Here is a 15797-nt window from a genome sequence, read left to right as displayed (position 1 = left end):
CAGGCAGTTCGCCGCCGCGCGGCAGGCGCTGAGCGTGTGGATCGACTTCCAGGTCGCGAACTGCCTTCATGGTGCGTGCACGTCAGGCGCCCGCGACCGCCTCTCCCCCGATCCACACCCGCTCGACCCGGGCGGCGCCGATCTCGTCAGGGGCGTCGAAGGGGTCACGGTCGAGGAGGACGAGGTCGGCGACCGCGCCGGGCTCGACCATCCCGGCGTCGTCGCGGTGGCACACCCACGCCGACCCCGAGGTGTACGCCGCGAGGGCGACCTCGAGGGACAGGGCCTGGTCGGGGAGGAACGGCTCGCTCCCGGCACGCCCGGGTTCCCCGTACGCCATCCGGTGGACCGCGACGTGGACCGCCTGGAGCGGGTCGGGGGTGCTGACCGGCCAGTCGCTGCCGGCGACGAGGCGGGCACCGGCGCGGTGCAGGCCGCCGAACGGGTACTGCCGCGCCGCCCGCTCCTCCCCGAGGAACGGGATGGTGAGGTCGACCATCTGGTCGTCGTAGCAGGCCCAGAGCGCCTGGATGTTGGCCGCGACCTGCAGCTCCGCGAACCGCGGCACGTCAGCCGGGTGCACCAGCTGGAGGTGCGCGACCTGGTGGCGGTGCAGCGGCTCGGTGCCGTCGAGCGCGTCGAGCGCCTCGCGGACGCCGCGGTCGCCGAGGCCGTGGACGTGCACCTGGAAGCCGGCCTCGTCGAGGGCACCGACGATGCCGCGCAGCGCGACCGGGTCGACGAAGGAGAGTCCCGTGTTGGTCGTCGCGTGCCCGCACCGGTCGAGGTAGGGCTCGACGAGGGCCGCGGTCCCGTTCTCCGCGACGCCGTCCTGCATGATCTTGACCGAGGTCGCGGCGAACCGCCCGTGGGAGTACGCCGTCCGCTTCTCCACCAGCTCGGCCACCTGCTCGAGCCCGCGTTCGCGCTCCCACCACAGCGCCCCGACCACCGAGGCCACGAGGTCGCCCGAGCGGGCCGCGCGCAGGTAGGCCGGCCCGGTGTCCTGCATGCCGGCGTACGCACCGACGATCGCGTCCTGCCAGCCGGTGATCCCGAGCGAGAGCAGGTGGCGCTGGCCCTCGAGCAGGCCGGCGTGGAGCTCGTCGGCCGTCGCCGTCGGGAGCACGTCGAGCACGAGGCCCATCGCCCCCTCGTGCAGCACGCCGGTCGGAACGCCCGAGGCGTCGCGCTCGACGCGGCCGTCGACCGGGTCGGGGGTGTCGCGGGTGATGCCGGCGACCTCGAGCGCACGGCTGTTCACCCACATGCCGTGGTGGTCGCGGTTGACCAGCGCGGCGGGGCGGTCGGCGACGACGGTGTCGAGCTCGGCCGCAGTCGGGAGTCCGCCGGGGAAGGCCGCCATCGCCCAGCCGCCGCCCTGGACCCAGTCGAGCTGCGGGCGGGAGGCGGCGTACGACGCCACGTGCGCGAGGTAGGCGGCGCGGTCGACCGGCAGGCCGCTGAGGTCGCAGGTCAGCCGCTCGAGCCCGCCCTGCACCGGGTGGACGTGCGCGTCGGTGAAGCCCGGCAGGAGCAGCGCCCCGCCGCAGTCGACGACGTCGGCGGCGGGCGTGCGCAGCGAGCCCCCGACCGCCACGACGCGGCCGTCGCGCACCAGCACGTCGCCCACGTCGCCGAGGTGGCGGAAGCCGTTGAAGACGCGTGCGTCGGTGAAGACGGTGTCCGGCATGGCGCCCATCGTGGCGGCTCCGCCGCGCGGTCGCCACCGGGACCGGACCGATGGCCCGCGCTACGGTCGGCCGTATGCAGATCGACCTCACCGGCAAGACTGCGCTGGTCACCGGGTCCACCCAGGGCATCGGCCTGGCGATCGCCGAGGGCCTCGCGTCCGCCGGTGCCCGAGTGGGCGTCAACGGGCGGTCCGAGGAGTCGGTCGGCCGAGCGGTCGACGAGCTCCGAGCCGCGGTCCCCGGCGCGGACGTCGTACCCGTCGTGGCCGACGTCGCCACCGACGACGGCTTCGCCGCGGCCGTCGAGGCGATGCCGGAGGTGGACGCGCTGGTCAACAACCTCGGCATCTTCGAGAGCCGGCCGGCGCTGGAGATCACCGACGAGGAGTGGCGGCGGTTCTTCGAGGTCAACGTCCTCGCGGGCGTGCGGCTGACGCGCCACCACCTGCCGGAGATGACGCGGCGCGGCTGGGGGCGCATCCTCTACATCGCCAGCGACTCGGCCGTCGTGACGCCGGTCGAGATGATCCACTACGGCATGTCCAAGACAGCGCTGCTGGCGGTCTCGCGCGGCTTCGCGAAGGAGGCCGCGGGGACGGGCGTGACGGTGAACTCCGTCATCGCCGGTCCGACCCACACCGGCGGGGTCGAGGAGTTCGTGCGGAGCCTCGTCGGTGACGACCTGCCGTGGGACGAGGCACAGCGCGAGTTCATGACGAAGCACCGTCCGCAGTCGCTCCTGCAGCGGCTCATCGAGCCCCACGAGATCGCCGCGATGGTGACCTACCTCAGCTCCCCGCTGGCCTCCGCGACCACCGGCGGTGCCCTGCGGGTGGACGGCGGGTACGTCGACGCCGTCCTGCCCTGACGACGGCCCTCAGCCGCCGTCGAGCCCGCGCCGGTGCAGCTCGCGGACGCGGTCGTCGTACGGCGACACGGGTCCGTGGACGCGCACGTCCGGGGCGACGTCGGTGATCGGCAGTGCGGCGACCGGCGAGGCGGGCAGCCCCCACCCGGCCCGCCACTGGGAGAGCTGAGCGGACGAGGCGGCGTACACGATCGGCCCGAGGCCGACCCACGCGTGGCCGGCGGCGCACATCGGGCAGTGCTCGCCCGAGGTGTAGACGACGCAGCCCGCGCGCTCCTCCTCGGGCACGTGGGCGGCGGCCCACTGGGCCAGCTCGAGCTCGGGGTGGGCCGTCGGGTCCGAGCCGGAGACCTCGCGGTTGCGCCCGCTGCGCAGGACCGCACCCGAGGCGTCGACGAGCACCGAGCCGAAGGCGCCGTCACCGTCCCCGAGCGCCTCCTCGGCGAGTCGCAGGCACAGCTCGAGGTGGTCGGCCGCTCCGGGGAGGTCCGGCAGGTTGTGGGGCATGGGCCCAATCTCGCCGACCCGGCCCGCACCGACAAGGGTGGGGCGCGCACCCCTTCGGGCGGTCTGCCCTGCGCGAGGTCTGCCTACTGTCGAAGGTATGACCAATGTCAGCCGCACCTTCGACGTCCGTCCGCAGCCCGCAGTCGTCATCGACTACCTCAAGGACTTCGGGAACGCCGAGCAGTGGGACCCCGGCACGGAGTCGTGCACGCGGCAGGACTCGGGTCCCGTCCAGGTGGGCTCGACGTGGCACAACGTCTCGAAGATCGCCGGTGTCACGACCGAGCTGACCTACACGCTCCAGCACCTGACCGACGACACGATCACGCTGGTCGGCCACAACGACACCGCACGCTCCGTCGACACGATCACGGTCGTGCCGAGCCCCGACGGGCCGGGCAGCCGGATCACCTACGAGGCCGAGATCCGGCTCAAGGGCGCCGCCAAGGTCGCCGACCCGGTCATGAAGATCGTCTTCGAGAAGATCGGCAGCGACACCGCGGACGACATGACGACCGTCCTCAACCGTCTGGCCGACTGACCTCGCCGCGCCGTAGTCTCGGTGCCACCACGCCGACGAGGAGCGGAGGGGCGATGGCCGAGCACGACGAGCGCTACACCTCCGCAGGGCGCCTGCGCGGATCGGTCTACGACGCCGAGATGGAGCGGCTGCAGGAGCAGCTGGTGCTGCTGCAGTACTGGATCCAGTCGCAGGGGCTCAAGGTCCTGGTGATCTTCGAGGGCCGCGGCTCGGCCGGCAAGGGCGGCGTGATCAAGCGGATCACCGAGCGCACCAGCCCGCGCACCGTGCGGATCGCCGCGCTGCCGAGGCCGACCGACCGCGAGCGCACCCAGTGGTACTTCCAGCGCTACGTCGAGCACCTGCCGGCCGGCGGGGAGATGGTCCTGCTCGACCGCAGCTGGTACAACCGCTCGAACGTCGAGTGGGTGATGGGCTTCTGCACCGAGGAGGAGCACCAGGAGTTCCTGCGCAGCTGCCCGGAGTTCGAGCGGATGCTCGTGCGCTCCGGGATCGTGGTCCTGAAGTACTGGTTCTCCGTGAGCGCCGAGGAGCAGCGGCGCCGCTTCGAGGCCCGCAACGACGAACCGCTCAAGCGGTGGAAGCTGTCCGACATGGACCTCGCCGAGCGCGAGCTCTACGTCCGCTACTCGATGGCCAAGGACACGACCTTCCAGTACACCGACATCAAGCAGGCGCCCTGGTACGTCGTCCCGTCCGACGACAAGCGCGCGGCGAGGCTCAACTGCATCAACCACCTGCTCTCGCAGTTCGACTACGAGGACGTGGCGCCGCCGCGCGTCGAGCTGCCCGAGATCCGCGACATCCCCTACGTCCGCCCGCCGCTCCACGAGCAGACCTTCGTGCCGCAGGTGTTCTGAGCGCTCACCTCAGCAGCAGCGTCCGTCGCCCGGCAGGTGCTCGCGCTCGTCGTCCCGCAGACGTTCGAACTCGCGCCGGGACATCGGCTGCTCGCCGAAGTCCGCGCACTCGGCGACGTAGTCGTCCCACCTGGCCTCACCGGTGAGCTCACGGACGCGCCGGCGCAGCGTGCGAGCCATCTCCAGCACCGCGCTCATCGGTGACTCCCCACTCCGGTGCCACGCCCTGCGGTCTCCCACTCCCGGACGGCCTCCTTCTCCTCGGCAGTTGCGAAGAAGTCGGAGGGCTGGACCAGGTGCGACTCCTGCCGCGGCACCTCGGTGGTCGGCAGGCTGCCCGCGCGCACCGCACGGAACCAGATGACGAAGGCGTTGACGACCACCACGATCACCAGGAGCGCGAAGATCGACTGCAGGGTGCCGTTGACGGTGGAGTTGAAGACCACCTGCTCCATCTGGTCGACGGTGGTCGCGGGTGCGAGCAGCTCACCGGCGTCGAGCGCGTCGGCGTAGCGCTCGCGCTGGGTGAAGTAGCCGATGGCCGGGTTGTCGGAGAAGACCTTCTGATAGCTGGCCGTCATGGTGACGACGAGGTCCCAGGCCAGACCGATCCCCGGGACCCACGCCCACTTGACCTTGCCGTGCTTGATCAGCAACGTCACGCAGAGCGTCAACGCGATCGCCGCGAGCAGCTGGTTGGCGATCCCGAAGAGCGGGAAGAGCTGGTTGATGCCGCCCAGGGGGTCGGTCACACCGACGTACAGCATGTAACCCCACAGCGCTACCACGACGGCGCTCGCGGACCACGAGGCCGGCTTCCACGAGAGGTCGGCGTACCTGGGCCACACGTTGCCGACGGTGTCCTGCAGCATGAAGCGACCCACCCGGGTGCCGGCGTCGACTGCGGTCAGGATGAAGAGCGCCTCGAACATGATCGCGAAGTGGTACCAGAAGGCGGCGAGCCCGCCGCCGAACGCCTCGGTGAAGATCTGGGACATGCCGAGCGCGAGCGTCGGTGCGCCGCCCGTGCGGGAGATGAGCGTCTGCTCCTCCACCGCCGCGGCCGCCTGGGTCAGCTGGTCGGGGGTGATGCTGAAGCCGAGGCCGGCGATGAACTCCGCCGCGGTGGCCGGGTCGCCTCCGGTGGCGCCGGCCGGGCTGTTCATCGCGAAGTAGAGGCCCGGGTCGATGACGGACGCGGCGATGAGGGCGCTGATGGCGACGAACGACTCCATCAGCATGCCGCCGTAGCCGATCATCCGGACCTGGCTCTCCTTGGCCACCATCTTGGGCGTGGTGCCCGAGGCGATGAGGGCGTGGAACCCCGACAGCGCACCGCACGCGATGGTGATGAAGACGAACGGGAACAGCTTGCCGGCGAAGACGGGTCCGGTTCCCTCGCGGGCGAAGTCGGTGACCGCCTCCTGCTGCAGGACCGGGGCGGCGAGGATCAGCCCGACGGCCAGCAGGACGATCACGCCGATCTTCATGAACGTCGAGAGGTAGTCGCGCGGCGTGAGCAGCATCCAGACCGGCAGGATCGAGGCGACGAAGCCGTAGACGACCAGGGCGAGCGTCAGCTGCTCCTTCGAGAGGGTCAGCGCCTCCTCGATGCCCATCTGGTCGACGTATCCACCGCCGATGATCGCGAGCAGCAGCAGCGAGACACCGATGGCGGTGACCTCCGAGACGCGGCCGGGGCGCAGCACCCGCAGGTAGTAGCCCATGAACAGGGCGATCGGGATCGTCAGGCCGATCGAGAAGACCCCCCACGGCGACTCGGCGAGGGCGTTGACGACCACCAGTGCGAGCACGGCCAGGATGATGATCATGATCGCGAAGACCGCGATCAGTGCGGCGATCCCGCCCACCACGCCGATCTCCTCGCGCACCATCTGGCCGAGGCTCTTGCCGTCGCGGCGCATCGAGAAGAAGAGCACCACCATGTCCTGCACAGCGCCGGCGAAGATGACGCCGACGATGATCCAGATCGTGCCGGGCAGGTAGCCCATCTGGGCGGCGAGCACCGGACCCACCAGTGGGCCGGCACCGGCGATCGCGGCGAAGTGGTGCCCGAACAGCACATGCCGGTGGGTGACGTCGAAGTCACGTCCGTTGTCGTACCGCTCCGCCGGGGTGGCGCGGGTGTCGTCGACCTCGAGCACCGTGTAGGCGATGAAGCGGGCGTAGAAGCGGTAGGCGATGGCGTAGGAGGCCAGGGCCGCGAAGAGGATCCAGAGGGCCGAGACCTCCTCCCCGCGGGAGAGCGCGAGGACGGCCCAGCAGACGGCACCGACGACGGCGACCGTCCCCCAGATGGCGATCGACTTCGCGTCCATGCGGCGGGGGCCGCCCATCGGCGCTGGGGATGGAGGCGTGTGTGTCGACTGGGTGGACATGGTGCGACTCCTTCGTGCTCGGGCGCGCCCCGGCGGGCCGCGAGCCCTCCCCTGATGAGTACCCCGCTCGGGGCCTGACCACAAGACCCTCCGCACCGATCGGTGCCACGATGGGGCCATGGAGGTCGAGCTCGCCGAGGTCCGCGACTTCCTGGCCGGCCACGCGCCGTTCGACCGGCTGCCCGGCTCGGAGCTCGCCGCCCTGCCGCGACGTTGCACGATCCGCTACGCCCGGCGCGGCAGCGTCGTGCTCGACGTGGGCGACCGCGGTGACGGGTTGTACGTCGTCCGCTCCGGTGCCGTGGAGGTGCGCGACGAGACCGCCGAGCTGGTCGACCGGGTCGGCGCCGGCGAGGCGTTCGGGATGAGCTCGCTCCTGGAGCACCGGCCCACCCGCTACCGGTGCACCGCGGTCGAGGACACCCTGCTCGTCGTCCTCGAGCCGACGGCGTACGGCGAGCTGTCGCAGGCGCACCCGGACTTCGCGACCTTCTTCGCCGCCACCCACCACGCCCGGCTGTCCCGGGCGATCGGCAACCTGCAGCGGGCGACCTCCGGCAGCACGGCGCTGGGCACCCGGGTGGGCGACCTGGTCACGCGCGAGCCGGTGACGACCACACCGGCCGCGTCGGTGCGCGACGCCGCGGCCGCCATGTCGACGGCCGGCGTCTCCTGCGTCCTGGTCGTCGAGCACCTCGCGCTCGTCGGCATCGTGACCGACCGCGACCTGCGCAACCGGGTGCTCGCCGCCGACCTGCCGACCGTCAGCCCGGTGCGGTCGGTGATGACCCCCGACCCGGTCACCCTGTCCGCCGAGGCGCTCGCCGTCGAGGCGCTGCTCGAGATGGTGAGCCGCGACATCCACCACCTTCCGGTCGTCGACGGGACCGGCCGGCCGGTCGGGCTGGTGACCACCACCGACCTGGTGCGGCTGGAGAACGCCAACCCCGTCTACCTGGCCGCGGCGATCGGCGGGCAGACGACCCTGGCCGGCGTCGTGGCGGAGCCCCCGGGCATCCGCGCCGTCCTCGGGCAGCTCGTCGAGCGCGACGTCAGCGCCGCGGACGTCTCCCGGGTGGCGACCGCGCTCGGTGACGCCGTACGACGCCGCGTGCTCGCCCTGGTCGAGGAGGAGCTGGGGCCCTCGCCGGTGCCGTACAGCTGGATCGTGCTCGGCTCGGCCGCCCGCGACGAGGAGGGCTTCACGGCCGACCAGGACCACGCGATCGTGCTGGGCGCGGAGCCCGACGAGGCGGGCGACGCGTGGTTCGCCGCGCTGGCCGAGCGGGTGACGGCGGCGCTCGAGCAGTGCGGCTGGCCGCGCTGCCCGGGTGACGTGATGGCCACCAACCCCGACTGGCGGCTGACGGTCCCGCAGTGGCGGGCCCACTTCGCCGACTGGTCGCGCGAGCCCCGGCCCGACGCCGTTCTGCACACGGCGGTCTTCCACGACATGCGCCACCTCGCCGGCGACCGGGACCTCACCGAGCGGGTGCACCTGGCCTCCCTCACGACCGCGTCGCCGCGCCTGCTCGGCCACCTGTCGCGGCAGGCGCTCGCGATGCGGCCGCCGCTCGGCTTCTTCCGCGGCCTCGTGCTGGAGCGGCACGGCGATCACCGCGACACCCTCGACATCAAGCGCCCGATCTCGGCGGTCGTGCAGCTGGCCCGCATCCACGCCCTGCGGTCCGGCTCGCCGGCCCTGTCGACGCGACGACGACTCGCTGCAGCGGCAGCGGCCGGGACGATCGAGAACGACGCCGCCTCCGAGCTCGCCGACGCCCTCGAGCTGATGTCCTACCTGCGCCTGCACCACCAGGCCGCGCAGGCGCGCGCGGGGCGGACGCCCGACAACAACCTCCGCCCCGCCGACCTCACCCAGCGGCAGCGGCGCCACCTGCGCGACGCCTTCGAGATCGTGCGGGCCGCGCAGCACCGCCTGTCCAGCACCCTGCCGCCGGGGTTCGAGTGAGGACGCGCCCTCACTTCCTCCGTCGCCGTCCGCGCCGTCCCGGGCACTACCCATCCGGTCCGCTGCGGGACCTCGCGGCAGCACCCCCGCCACCCGGCACCGCACCGGTGTCGCAGGTGGAGCTCCTCGCGCTCGACCTCGAGACCACCGGCCTCGACCCCCGCACCGACCACGTCCTGTCCGTCGGTTGGGTGCCGGTTGCGGGCGGGCAGGTGCTCCTGGCCGATGCGTGCGAGCACCGGGTCCGTCCTCCCGACGGCGTGGACGTCGGGTCGTCGGCGACGATCCACGGACTGACCGACGACGCCCTCGCCGGCGCCGCGTCCCTCGCCGAGGTGCTGCCGCGGCTGCTGGGGGCCCTGCACGGCCGGGTGCTGCTCGCGCACCACGCGCCGATCGAGGTGGAGTTCGTCGGGGCCGCCACCGTGTCGGCGTACGGCGCCCGGCCTCCGCTCACCGTCGTCGACACCCTGGCGCTGGAGCACCGCCTGCGTGCCGACGTCAACGGTGAGGTGCAGGGATCGCTGCGGCTCGACGCGGCGCGCCGCACCCACGGGCTGCCCCGCTACGCGTCCCACCACGCGCTCACCGACGCGGTCGCGGCCGCCGAGCTGCTGCTCGCTCAGGTCGCCGAGCTGGAGCAGCGGCTGGGGCGCGAGGTGCTGCTGCGCGACCTGGCGCCGAAGCGGTCCGAGTAGGGCACCGCCCGTCAGGACGCCGGCAGGAGCGCGTCGGCGATGGCCCGCGCCTCGGTCAGTGGATCGGCCGGCGCGCCACGCAGCAGGCTGGCCAGCGCCCCGTTGTAGACCACGAGGAGCCGGGCGACCGTCACCTCGGGATCGGCGATGCCCGCCTCGTCGACGAGCTGGCGGAGCCGCTCCACCAGAGCGGTGGTGTCCGCCTCGACGAGGGCCATGACGGGGTCGTGCGCGCGGACGCCGCGCGGGCGCTCGGACGCGGTCGCGAGGAAGCAGCACCACTGGGTCGTGCCCGACGAGCGGCGGAACTCCACCAGCGCGTCGAAGAGCGCGAGCACCCGTTCCCGCGGCGAGCCGGCCGCGGCGATCGAGGCCTCCCACTGGGCCGTCCAGGCCGCGAGCCGGCGGTCCAGCACCGCCGTCAGCAGCCGGTCCTTGCTGCCCACGTGCTGGTACAGCGTGGCGATCGCGACGCCGGCCTCGGACGCGACCCGGTCGACGCCGGTGACCCCGATGCCGTCGACGAAGAAGAGCCGTTCGGCGGTGTCGAGGATGCGCTCGCGGGTGTCGGTCCTGGCCACGCCTGCAGCATAACGTTCGTTATGGTAGAACGGTCGTTATGATCGCCGAGACACCCGTCGAGCAGCGCTCCTCCGTGCGGAGCGTCGCCGTCGCGGTGGCAGGCACGCTGCTCATCGCCTCGACGTACGGCATGGCGCGGTTCGGCGTCGGCCTCTTCGCGCCGCGTCTCGTGGCCGAGCGCCCGGAGCTGGCGCCGGTCGTCGGCTGGGCAGCGGCGGCCCAGTTCGTCTCGTACTCGGTCGCCGCGGCAGTCGCGGCCCGGGTCTCGGACCGCCGGCCGCGGGGGTCCGTCCTGCTCGCGGGGACCACGGCTGCGCTGGGCTGCGTCGGGGTCGCGACGACCGCGTCCGCGGGGTGGTTCGTCGCCCTCGTCTTCGTGGGCGGCACGGGCGCTGGCCTCGCCTCCCCCGCCCTGGTCCGTCTGGTCGACGCCGTCACGCCGCCCCGGGCGGCAGCGACCGCCCAGTCCCTGGTCAACACCGGGACGGCGGTCGGCGTCGTCGTGGCCGGCGCCCTCGCTTTCGGGGTCCCGTCCACCGCCGGCGCCTGGTGGACCATGGCGGCGCTCAACGCCGTCGCCGCCGGGGGCGTGCTCCTGCTCGTCCGGGGCAGCGGTGGGCCCGGCGAACCGACCGCGTCGGGCAGCGGGACGTCGTACGACTGGCGTCCCCTGGCGACGCCGGCTGCCGCGGCGGCGGTCGTCGGTGCCGGCTCGGCGCTCCTGTGGTCCTACGGCCCGCTCGTCGCGACCGGGCCGGGGCCGGTCGACGACGGCAGCGTCGGGTTCCTGTGGATCGCCCTCGGGCTGGGCGGGTTCCTGGGCCCGCTGACCGGTCGGCTCGTCGAGCGCCGCGGGTTGGCGCGCGCCTGGGCGTGGTCGGTCGGCGCGGTCGCCGTCGCCTCCGTCATCCTGGGCGGCGCGGTCGGTCTCGGCCTCGCGTGGCCGGCGTACGTCGCCATGGCGTGCTTCGGCGCCGGCTACATGTGCCTGTCGGGCGTGCTGATCCTGTGGGCGCGGGAGGTGTGGCCGGAGGCGGCGGGTCGAGGGACCTCGTCGCTCTTCGTCGCCCTCGCCGTGGGGCAGGCGGTGGGCGCGGTCTGCTTCGACGCGTGGCTCGACGTCATCGGAGCTGTCACCGCCTGCCTCACCGCCGCCCTCCTCTGCCTCGCGGGCGCCTCGCTGGTCAGGCGTCGCTGACGTCGATGAGCACCTTGCCGACGGCACCGTCCTCGACCGCCGCGTGCGCTTCGGCGGTCTGCTCGAGCGGGTAGCGGTGGAGCGGCAGCCCGTGGTCCTCGCCGACCCCGTAGGCGCCGTCGGCGACCGCGGCCGTGACGTCGTCGGCCGCCGCGCGCAGCGCCGCCTGACCCACCGTGTAGAGCAGCACCCACTGGAAGCGCGCGTTGGTCGAGAAGGTCTCCCGAACACTGAGGGTCACCTCGTCGCCGCCGTTGTTGGCGTAGATCGCGATCGTCCCGCGCGGCTTGATGACGCGGACGTCGAGCGCGAGGTTCTGCGCGGGCGCGACCTCGACGACGATGTCGACGCCGTCGGGCGCCAGGTCGCGCACGGCCTCGACGGTGTCGCCCTCGCGGTAGTTCACGGTGTGGTGGGCGCCGGCTGCCGTCGCGAGCCGCGCCTTCTCGTCGCTGCTGACGGTGGCGATGACGGTGGCGCCGGCCCACCGTGCGAGCTGGATGGCCGCGTTGCCGACCGCACCCGCACCACCGGCGACCAGCACGGTCCGCCCGGACAGGGCACCCGGAGCCAGCCGGTCAGGCCCGTCCTCGGAGGTGGTCAGGGCACGGTGGGCGGTGATCGCCGGGACTCCGAGCGAGGCGCCCACGTCGTACGACGCCCCCTCGGGCAGCGTGGTCAGGTGTGCGGCGGGGAGCACGACGAGCTCCTGCGCGGTGCCGCCGGGGCGCTGGTGCTGGGCGAGCATCGTCCAGACCCGGTCGCCCACCGCGAGGTCGTCGACCTCGGGTCCGACGGCGTCGACGACACCGGCACCGTCCTGGCCGGGCACGACCTCGGGGAAGGCGAGCTCGCCCATGCCACCGGCGCGGAACTTCCAGTCGGTCGGGTTGACGCCGGCGCGGACGATCCGCACCCGGACCTCACCGGGGCCCGGGTCGGCCGCCTCGCGCTCGACCACCTCGAGGACCGAGCTGTCGCCTGTCTCGGTGTAGACCACGGCACGCATCGCGCTTCTCCTTCGTCGGGGACGTGTGGTGTGCCTCAACGCACGCACCCCGTCGACTATGCCGCCTGAATCAGGTCGTCGTCCCGAAGCGCCACTCGAGGTGGGCGGCGTACGTCTCCCCCGGCCGCAGCGTCGCCGACGGCCACTCGGGCCGGTTGGGCGAGTCGGGGAACAGCTGCGGCTCGAGCGCGACGCCGTCGCCCTGGCGGTAGCGGCCAGCGCTGGTCGAGCGACGGGTGCCGTCGAGGAAGTTGCCGGTGTAGACCTGCAGACCCGGCTGGTCGCTCCACAGCTCGACGCTGGCGCGGGTCTTCGGGGAGGTGAGCGCCGCGGCCCGGCGCAGTCCGCTGCCGCGCACGACGAAGTTGTGGTCGATGCCGCGTGCGTCGACCACCTGCGGGTGCTCGGTGCGCACCGCGGGACCGATCGGCTTCTTCGTGCGGAAGTCGAACGGGGTGTCGTCGACCGGGGCGTGGCCACCGGTCGGGATGCCGGTCCCGTCGACCGGGGTGAGCTCGTCGGCCTCGACGACGAGCTCGTGGCCGTCGATCGTCCCGGCGCCCTCGCCGTCGAGGTTGAGGTAGGCGTGGTTGGTCAGGTTGACCACGGTGGGGGCGTCGGTCGTCGCTTCCATCGCCACGCGGACGGTGTTGCCCTGGACTCGGTAGCGGACCGTCGCCCTCACGGTGCCCGGGAATCCCTGGTCGCCGTCCGGGCTGATCAGCGACAACACCACCTCGTCCGCCTCGAGCGACTCGACGTCCCAGAGGCGTACGTCGAACCCCTCGGGCCCGCCGTGCAGGCTGTTGCCCCGGTCGTGGGTGCGCACCTCCAGGTCCTGGCCGTCGAGCGTGAAGCGGCCGCCGGCGATGCGGTTGGCGTACCGACCGATGGTGCCGCCGATGTAGTCCCCGCTCGCCAGCCGCTCCTCGACGTCCGGGTGGCCGAGCACGACGTTGCGCCGCTCGCCGTCGCCGCCCGCCACCACCAGCCGGTGGACCGTGGCACCGAGGGTGAGCACCTCGACCACCGGCCCGGGCTCTGCGCCGATCGTCACCAGGCGGACGTCGCGTCCGTCGGGCATCTGGCCGAACACGCGGTCGTGGATCGGGTTCCGGGTCACGGGGCCATCTTCGGGCATCACGCGTAAGCGCACACGGGTGTCCACACGGCCTGCACCGGTCGCATGCAGGAGGCCCGACCGAGATGACCGGGATGACGTCGGTGCGCCGCCTGCCGGCTACGCGAGGGCCGGCACGGCGGCAGCGCAGAAGTCGTCCGTGCGGCCGGTCGATCCCTTGATCTCGCGGATGAACGCCAGGAACTCGTCGTCGGAGGGATCCTGCGGAGTCCCGTTGTTGTCGATCAGGATTTCGTCGCGGACCTGCCCGGGGTTGCGCGCGATCGCCTTGCCATCCATCCCGTAGGTGGTGCTGTTGCCGGTCGCGAGTACGACAAGGGTGAACGTTCCGTCGCCGTTGTCCGTGACCCGCAGGTCCTTCTCGATGACGCGGAACGACTCGGTGACATAGCGGCCGTTGTCCGGGTTGGTGAACGTACGGGTGCCCATGACGAACTGCGAGAAGTACGGCAGCTGCGTGCTGCCCTGGGACCGGACGGTGTACTCGAAGTCGATCGATGCGTCGAAGTCGATGTCGAGGCCGGCGACGCCGCAGAAGTCCGTCAGGACGAAGCTGAGGTCCTCGTGGAACGTTCCGCGGTCGATCGGTTTGGCGGCGGCAGGGCCGCCAGCGGCGACGGACGCCACGGCGAGCAGGGCCGAAGCGGTGGTGAGCGTCATGGTGGTGCGCAAGGTGGTCCTCATCGGAGTCTCCTGACCGAGGCGGGGGTGGGACACCTATGACGACTCCCGATGGGGCCCCCGGGTTCCGCGGGCTCCCACGCCAGCTGAACACCAGGTCGGCGCACGGGTCGGCTGACTAGTCCAGGCCGCGCCAGGCACGGCCAGGAGCGCACCATGAGCAGAGGGACCGGGCCTTTGCGGAACGCACGAGGCCCCTCGGGAGTCGTCTCAGGTATCCCCTCCAGGAGGCCGGCATGGACGAGGACTCCGTCACCTTCGGGCGGATGCCGGATCCTGGAGATGGCGACGTCACCGTGCGGGACGTCTTCGACGGCAGCTACCGCAAGCTGGTCGTCCAGCTCTACGCCATCACCGGCGACTACGACGAGGCCGAGGACCTGGTGCAGGAGGCGTTCGTGAGGGCGGTCGCGAGCGGTCGACGCTTCCTGCGAGTCGACAACAAGGAGGCGTGGCTGCGCACCACGGCGGTCAACGCGCACCGCAGCAGGTGGCGCAAGAGGCGCAACGGTCGCCGGGCGCACAACCGGATGCTCCGCCCGCGTGACCCGGCCGCGATGGAGGAGCACGTCGAGATCATCAACGCCCTGCGCGGCTTGCCGGAGCAGCAACGCCAGGCGGTCGCGCTGTACTACCTGGCCGACCTACCGGTCTGTGCCATCGCCGCAGAGCTGGGCGTTCCGGAGGGCACGGTCAAGTCGCGGCTGAGCCGGGGACGCGAGGCGCTCGCGATCAGCCTCGCCCATGTCGAGGAAGTGGTCGACCATGTCTGAACGACTGCTGGATGCGTTCCGGGAGGACGCGGAGCGGGGCGTCGTGGTGCCGGAGCTCGAGCCGATCCAGGCAGCCGGCCGTGCCCGACGGCACCGGAGGCACGCTGGCGTGAGTGCCGTGGCGGCCTGCGCGCTGCTGGTGACGGGTCTTCTGGTCGCGACGGGTCGCGACCACGGCGAACCGCAGCCGGCCGAGAACACGCACACCCCCGGCAGGCCGTACCCCGGGCCCGAGATGGTCACCGTGGAGGCGGGCACCTACGAGCTCACGCCGTACGCCGACATCGCCCTCCCGGCGGCGCGGGTGCGGGTCCCGGATCGCTGGAACGCGTCGTACGGGCCGGAGAAGTTCGAGGGCATCGGGTCGGTGGGCGCGGACAACACCCACGCCTTGGAGCGCTCTCGGTGGTACGCGGGACTGCTGGTCACCCAGGTGGGCTGGCTCGCTGCACCCAACTGCGACATGCTCAACCTGATGGGCGCCGGGGTGACGGAGCTGCTGCCGCACCTCACGACGTTGCCCCGACTCGACGTGACGTACGGCCCCGCGCCCGCTGCCCGCCTCGGCCATGCCGCGTTCCATCTAGGGCTGAAGGAGACTCGCCCCGGGCCCGACTGTGCCCTCGAGACCTTCCACAACGCCAGAGGACCGATCGGCAACCTCGGGCTCGGCGGCACCTACGACATCTGGCTGATCGACGTCGACGGTGAGCCCCTGCTCGTCGTGGCCGGATGGACGCGGGACGCACCGGCATCTGTCGTCCGGGACCTGCTCACCATGGCGGACTCGATCGAGCTGCATCCTCGGCAGCTGCCCTGGCGGGAGTAGGGCTCACGGCCGATGTGGCGGTACAGGGTTCGATGCTCCCCGACT

16 protein-coding genes are annotated in these 15797 nt (G+C 72.5%); 8 read left to right on the top strand and 8 right to left on the bottom strand.

Annotated elements, in window-relative coordinates:
- Positions 1–82: 82 nt before the first annotated feature.
- Positions 83–1693, bottom strand: a complete 1611-nt coding sequence (locus ACFQW6_RS15640) for an amidohydrolase (RefSeq protein ID WP_378547090.1) — start codon at positions 1691–1693, stop codon at positions 83–85.
- A 74-nt stretch (positions 1694–1767) separates the two neighbouring features.
- On the opposite strand from ACFQW6_RS15640, the gene ACFQW6_RS15635 reads away from it, so the two are divergent.
- Complete coding sequence (locus tag ACFQW6_RS15635; protein WP_378547087.1) at positions 1768–2562, top strand: SDR family NAD(P)-dependent oxidoreductase; 795 nt, start codon at positions 1768–1770, stop codon at positions 2560–2562.
- 9 nt (positions 2563–2571) lie between these two features.
- Here ACFQW6_RS15635 and ACFQW6_RS15630 read toward each other — a convergent pair whose 3' ends face one another.
- Complete coding sequence (locus tag ACFQW6_RS15630; RefSeq protein WP_378547084.1) at positions 2572–3069, bottom strand: nucleoside deaminase; 498 nt, start codon at positions 3067–3069, stop codon at positions 2572–2574.
- A gap of 97 nt (positions 3070–3166) precedes the next feature.
- On the opposite strand from ACFQW6_RS15630, the gene ACFQW6_RS15625 reads away from it, so the two are divergent.
- On the top strand, positions 3167–3610 hold the full coding sequence (locus tag ACFQW6_RS15625; RefSeq protein ID WP_378547081.1) for an SRPBCC family protein: 444 nt from the start codon (positions 3167–3169) through the stop codon (positions 3608–3610).
- 53 nt (positions 3611–3663) lie between these two features.
- Positions 3664–4470 (top strand): polyphosphate kinase 2, encoded by an 807-nt coding sequence (ppk2, locus tag ACFQW6_RS15620; protein ID WP_378547078.1) that lies wholly within the window; start codon positions 3664–3666, stop codon positions 4468–4470.
- 9 nt (positions 4471–4479) lie between these two features.
- Here the strand turns inward: ppk2 and ACFQW6_RS15615 are convergent, their stop codons facing one another.
- Positions 4480–4668 carry a CstA-like transporter-associated (seleno)protein gene (locus tag ACFQW6_RS15615; RefSeq protein ID WP_378547075.1) on the bottom strand — a complete coding sequence of 63 codons (189 nt, stop codon included), beginning with the start codon at positions 4666–4668 and terminating at the stop codon, positions 4480–4482.
- Positions 4665–6869: a carbon starvation CstA family protein gene (locus ACFQW6_RS15610; protein ID WP_378547072.1), complete on the bottom strand. Its 2205-nt coding sequence runs from the start codon at positions 6867–6869 to the stop codon at positions 4665–4667. Before ACFQW6_RS15610 ends, ACFQW6_RS15615 begins: the two co-directional genes overlap by 4 nt.
- Positions 6870–6987: 118 nt before the next feature.
- Between ACFQW6_RS15610 and ACFQW6_RS15605 the strand changes: the two genes are divergently transcribed.
- Positions 6988–8841 (top strand): DUF294 nucleotidyltransferase-like domain-containing protein, encoded by a 1854-nt coding sequence (locus ACFQW6_RS15605; RefSeq protein ID WP_378547069.1) that lies wholly within the window; start codon positions 6988–6990, stop codon positions 8839–8841.
- A gap of 116 nt (positions 8842–8957) precedes the next feature.
- Entirely contained in the window at positions 8958–9539 is a 582-nt protein-coding gene (locus ACFQW6_RS15600; protein ID WP_378547066.1) for an exonuclease domain-containing protein, read from the top strand.
- A gap of 11 nt (positions 9540–9550) precedes the next feature.
- Here ACFQW6_RS15600 and ACFQW6_RS15595 read toward each other — a convergent pair whose 3' ends face one another.
- Entirely contained in the window at positions 9551–10120 is a 570-nt protein-coding gene (locus ACFQW6_RS15595; protein ID WP_378547063.1) for a TetR/AcrR family transcriptional regulator, read from the bottom strand.
- Between the two features lie 38 nt (positions 10121–10158).
- On the opposite strand from ACFQW6_RS15595, the gene ACFQW6_RS15590 reads away from it, so the two are divergent.
- Positions 10159–11319 (top strand): MFS transporter, encoded by a 1161-nt coding sequence (locus ACFQW6_RS15590; protein ID WP_378547060.1) that lies wholly within the window; start codon positions 10159–10161, stop codon positions 11317–11319.
- On the opposite strand, the gene ACFQW6_RS15585 is transcribed toward ACFQW6_RS15590, so the two are convergent.
- The 3 genes from ACFQW6_RS15585 to ACFQW6_RS15575 all read right to left on the bottom strand — a co-directional run bounded on the left by ACFQW6_RS15585 (position 11306) and on the right by ACFQW6_RS15575 (position 14153).
- A complete protein-coding gene (locus tag ACFQW6_RS15585) occupies positions 11306–12328 on the bottom strand; it encodes an NADPH:quinone reductase (protein WP_378547057.1) in 1023 nt (340 codons plus the stop codon). The genes ACFQW6_RS15590 and ACFQW6_RS15585 overlap by 14 nt on opposite strands.
- 70 nt (positions 12329–12398) lie before the next feature.
- Entirely contained in the window at positions 12399–13451 is a 1053-nt protein-coding gene (locus tag ACFQW6_RS15580) for an aldose epimerase family protein (RefSeq protein ID WP_378547054.1), read from the bottom strand.
- A gap of 117 nt (positions 13452–13568) precedes the next feature.
- Entirely contained in the window at positions 13569–14153 is a 585-nt protein-coding gene (locus ACFQW6_RS15575; RefSeq protein WP_378547051.1) for a hypothetical protein, read from the bottom strand.
- Positions 14154–14386: 233 nt separating this feature from the next.
- On the opposite strand from ACFQW6_RS15575, the gene ACFQW6_RS15570 reads away from it, so the two are divergent.
- The gene (locus ACFQW6_RS15570; RefSeq protein WP_378547048.1) at positions 14387–14923 is read left to right on the top strand and encodes a sigma-70 family RNA polymerase sigma factor; all 537 of its coding nucleotides are present in this window, start codon (positions 14387–14389) and stop codon (positions 14921–14923) included.
- Positions 14916–15752, top strand: coding sequence for a hypothetical protein (locus ACFQW6_RS15565; RefSeq protein WP_378547046.1), 837 nt, complete (start codon positions 14916–14918; stop codon positions 15750–15752). Before ACFQW6_RS15570 ends, ACFQW6_RS15565 begins: the two co-directional genes overlap by 8 nt.
- The last annotated feature ends 45 nt before the right edge of the window (positions 15753–15797 follow it).

This window comes from Nocardioides sp. GCM10028917 (genome assembly GCF_042666175.1).
In the GTDB taxonomy this organism is placed as follows: Bacteria; Actinomycetota; Actinomycetes; order Propionibacteriales; family Nocardioidaceae; genus Nocardioides.
Note: the sequence above shows the minus strand (reverse complement) of the source record. Positions and strands in the feature narration are given on the sequence as shown.

Coding starts and splice junctions, on each gene's coding strand:
- ACFQW6_RS15640 (WP_378547090.1), bottom strand. CDS start 1,693: ATGCCGGACACCGTCTTCACCGACGCACGCGTCTTCAACGGCTTCCGC.
- ACFQW6_RS15635 (WP_378547087.1), top strand. CDS start 1,768: ATGCAGATCGACCTCACCGGCAAGACTGCGCTGGTCACCGGGTCCACC.
- ACFQW6_RS15630 (WP_378547084.1), bottom strand. CDS start 3,069: ATGCCCCACAACCTGCCGGACCTCCCCGGAGCGGCCGACCACCTCGAG.
- ACFQW6_RS15625 (WP_378547081.1), top strand. CDS start 3,167: ATGACCAATGTCAGCCGCACCTTCGACGTCCGTCCGCAGCCCGCAGTC.
- ppk2 (WP_378547078.1), top strand. CDS start 3,664: ATGGCCGAGCACGACGAGCGCTACACCTCCGCAGGGCGCCTGCGCGGA.
- ACFQW6_RS15615 (WP_378547075.1), bottom strand. CDS start 4,668: ATGAGCGCGGTGCTGGAGATGGCTCGCACGCTGCGCCGGCGCGTCCGT.
- ACFQW6_RS15610 (WP_378547072.1), bottom strand. CDS start 6,869: ATGTCCACCCAGTCGACACACACGCCTCCATCCCCAGCGCCGATGGGC.
- ACFQW6_RS15605 (WP_378547069.1), top strand. CDS start 6,988: ATGGAGGTCGAGCTCGCCGAGGTCCGCGACTTCCTGGCCGGCCACGCG.
- ACFQW6_RS15590 (WP_378547060.1), top strand. CDS start 10,159: ATGATCGCCGAGACACCCGTCGAGCAGCGCTCCTCCGTGCGGAGCGTC.
- ACFQW6_RS15585 (WP_378547057.1), bottom strand. CDS start 12,328: ATGCGTGCCGTGGTCTACACCGAGACAGGCGACAGCTCGGTCCTCGAG.
- ACFQW6_RS15575 (WP_378547051.1), bottom strand. CDS start 14,153: ATGAGGACCACCTTGCGCACCACCATGACGCTCACCACCGCTTCGGCC.
- ACFQW6_RS15570 (WP_378547048.1), top strand. CDS start 14,387: ATGGACGAGGACTCCGTCACCTTCGGGCGGATGCCGGATCCTGGAGAT.
- ACFQW6_RS15565 (WP_378547046.1), top strand. CDS start 14,916: ATGTCTGAACGACTGCTGGATGCGTTCCGGGAGGACGCGGAGCGGGGC.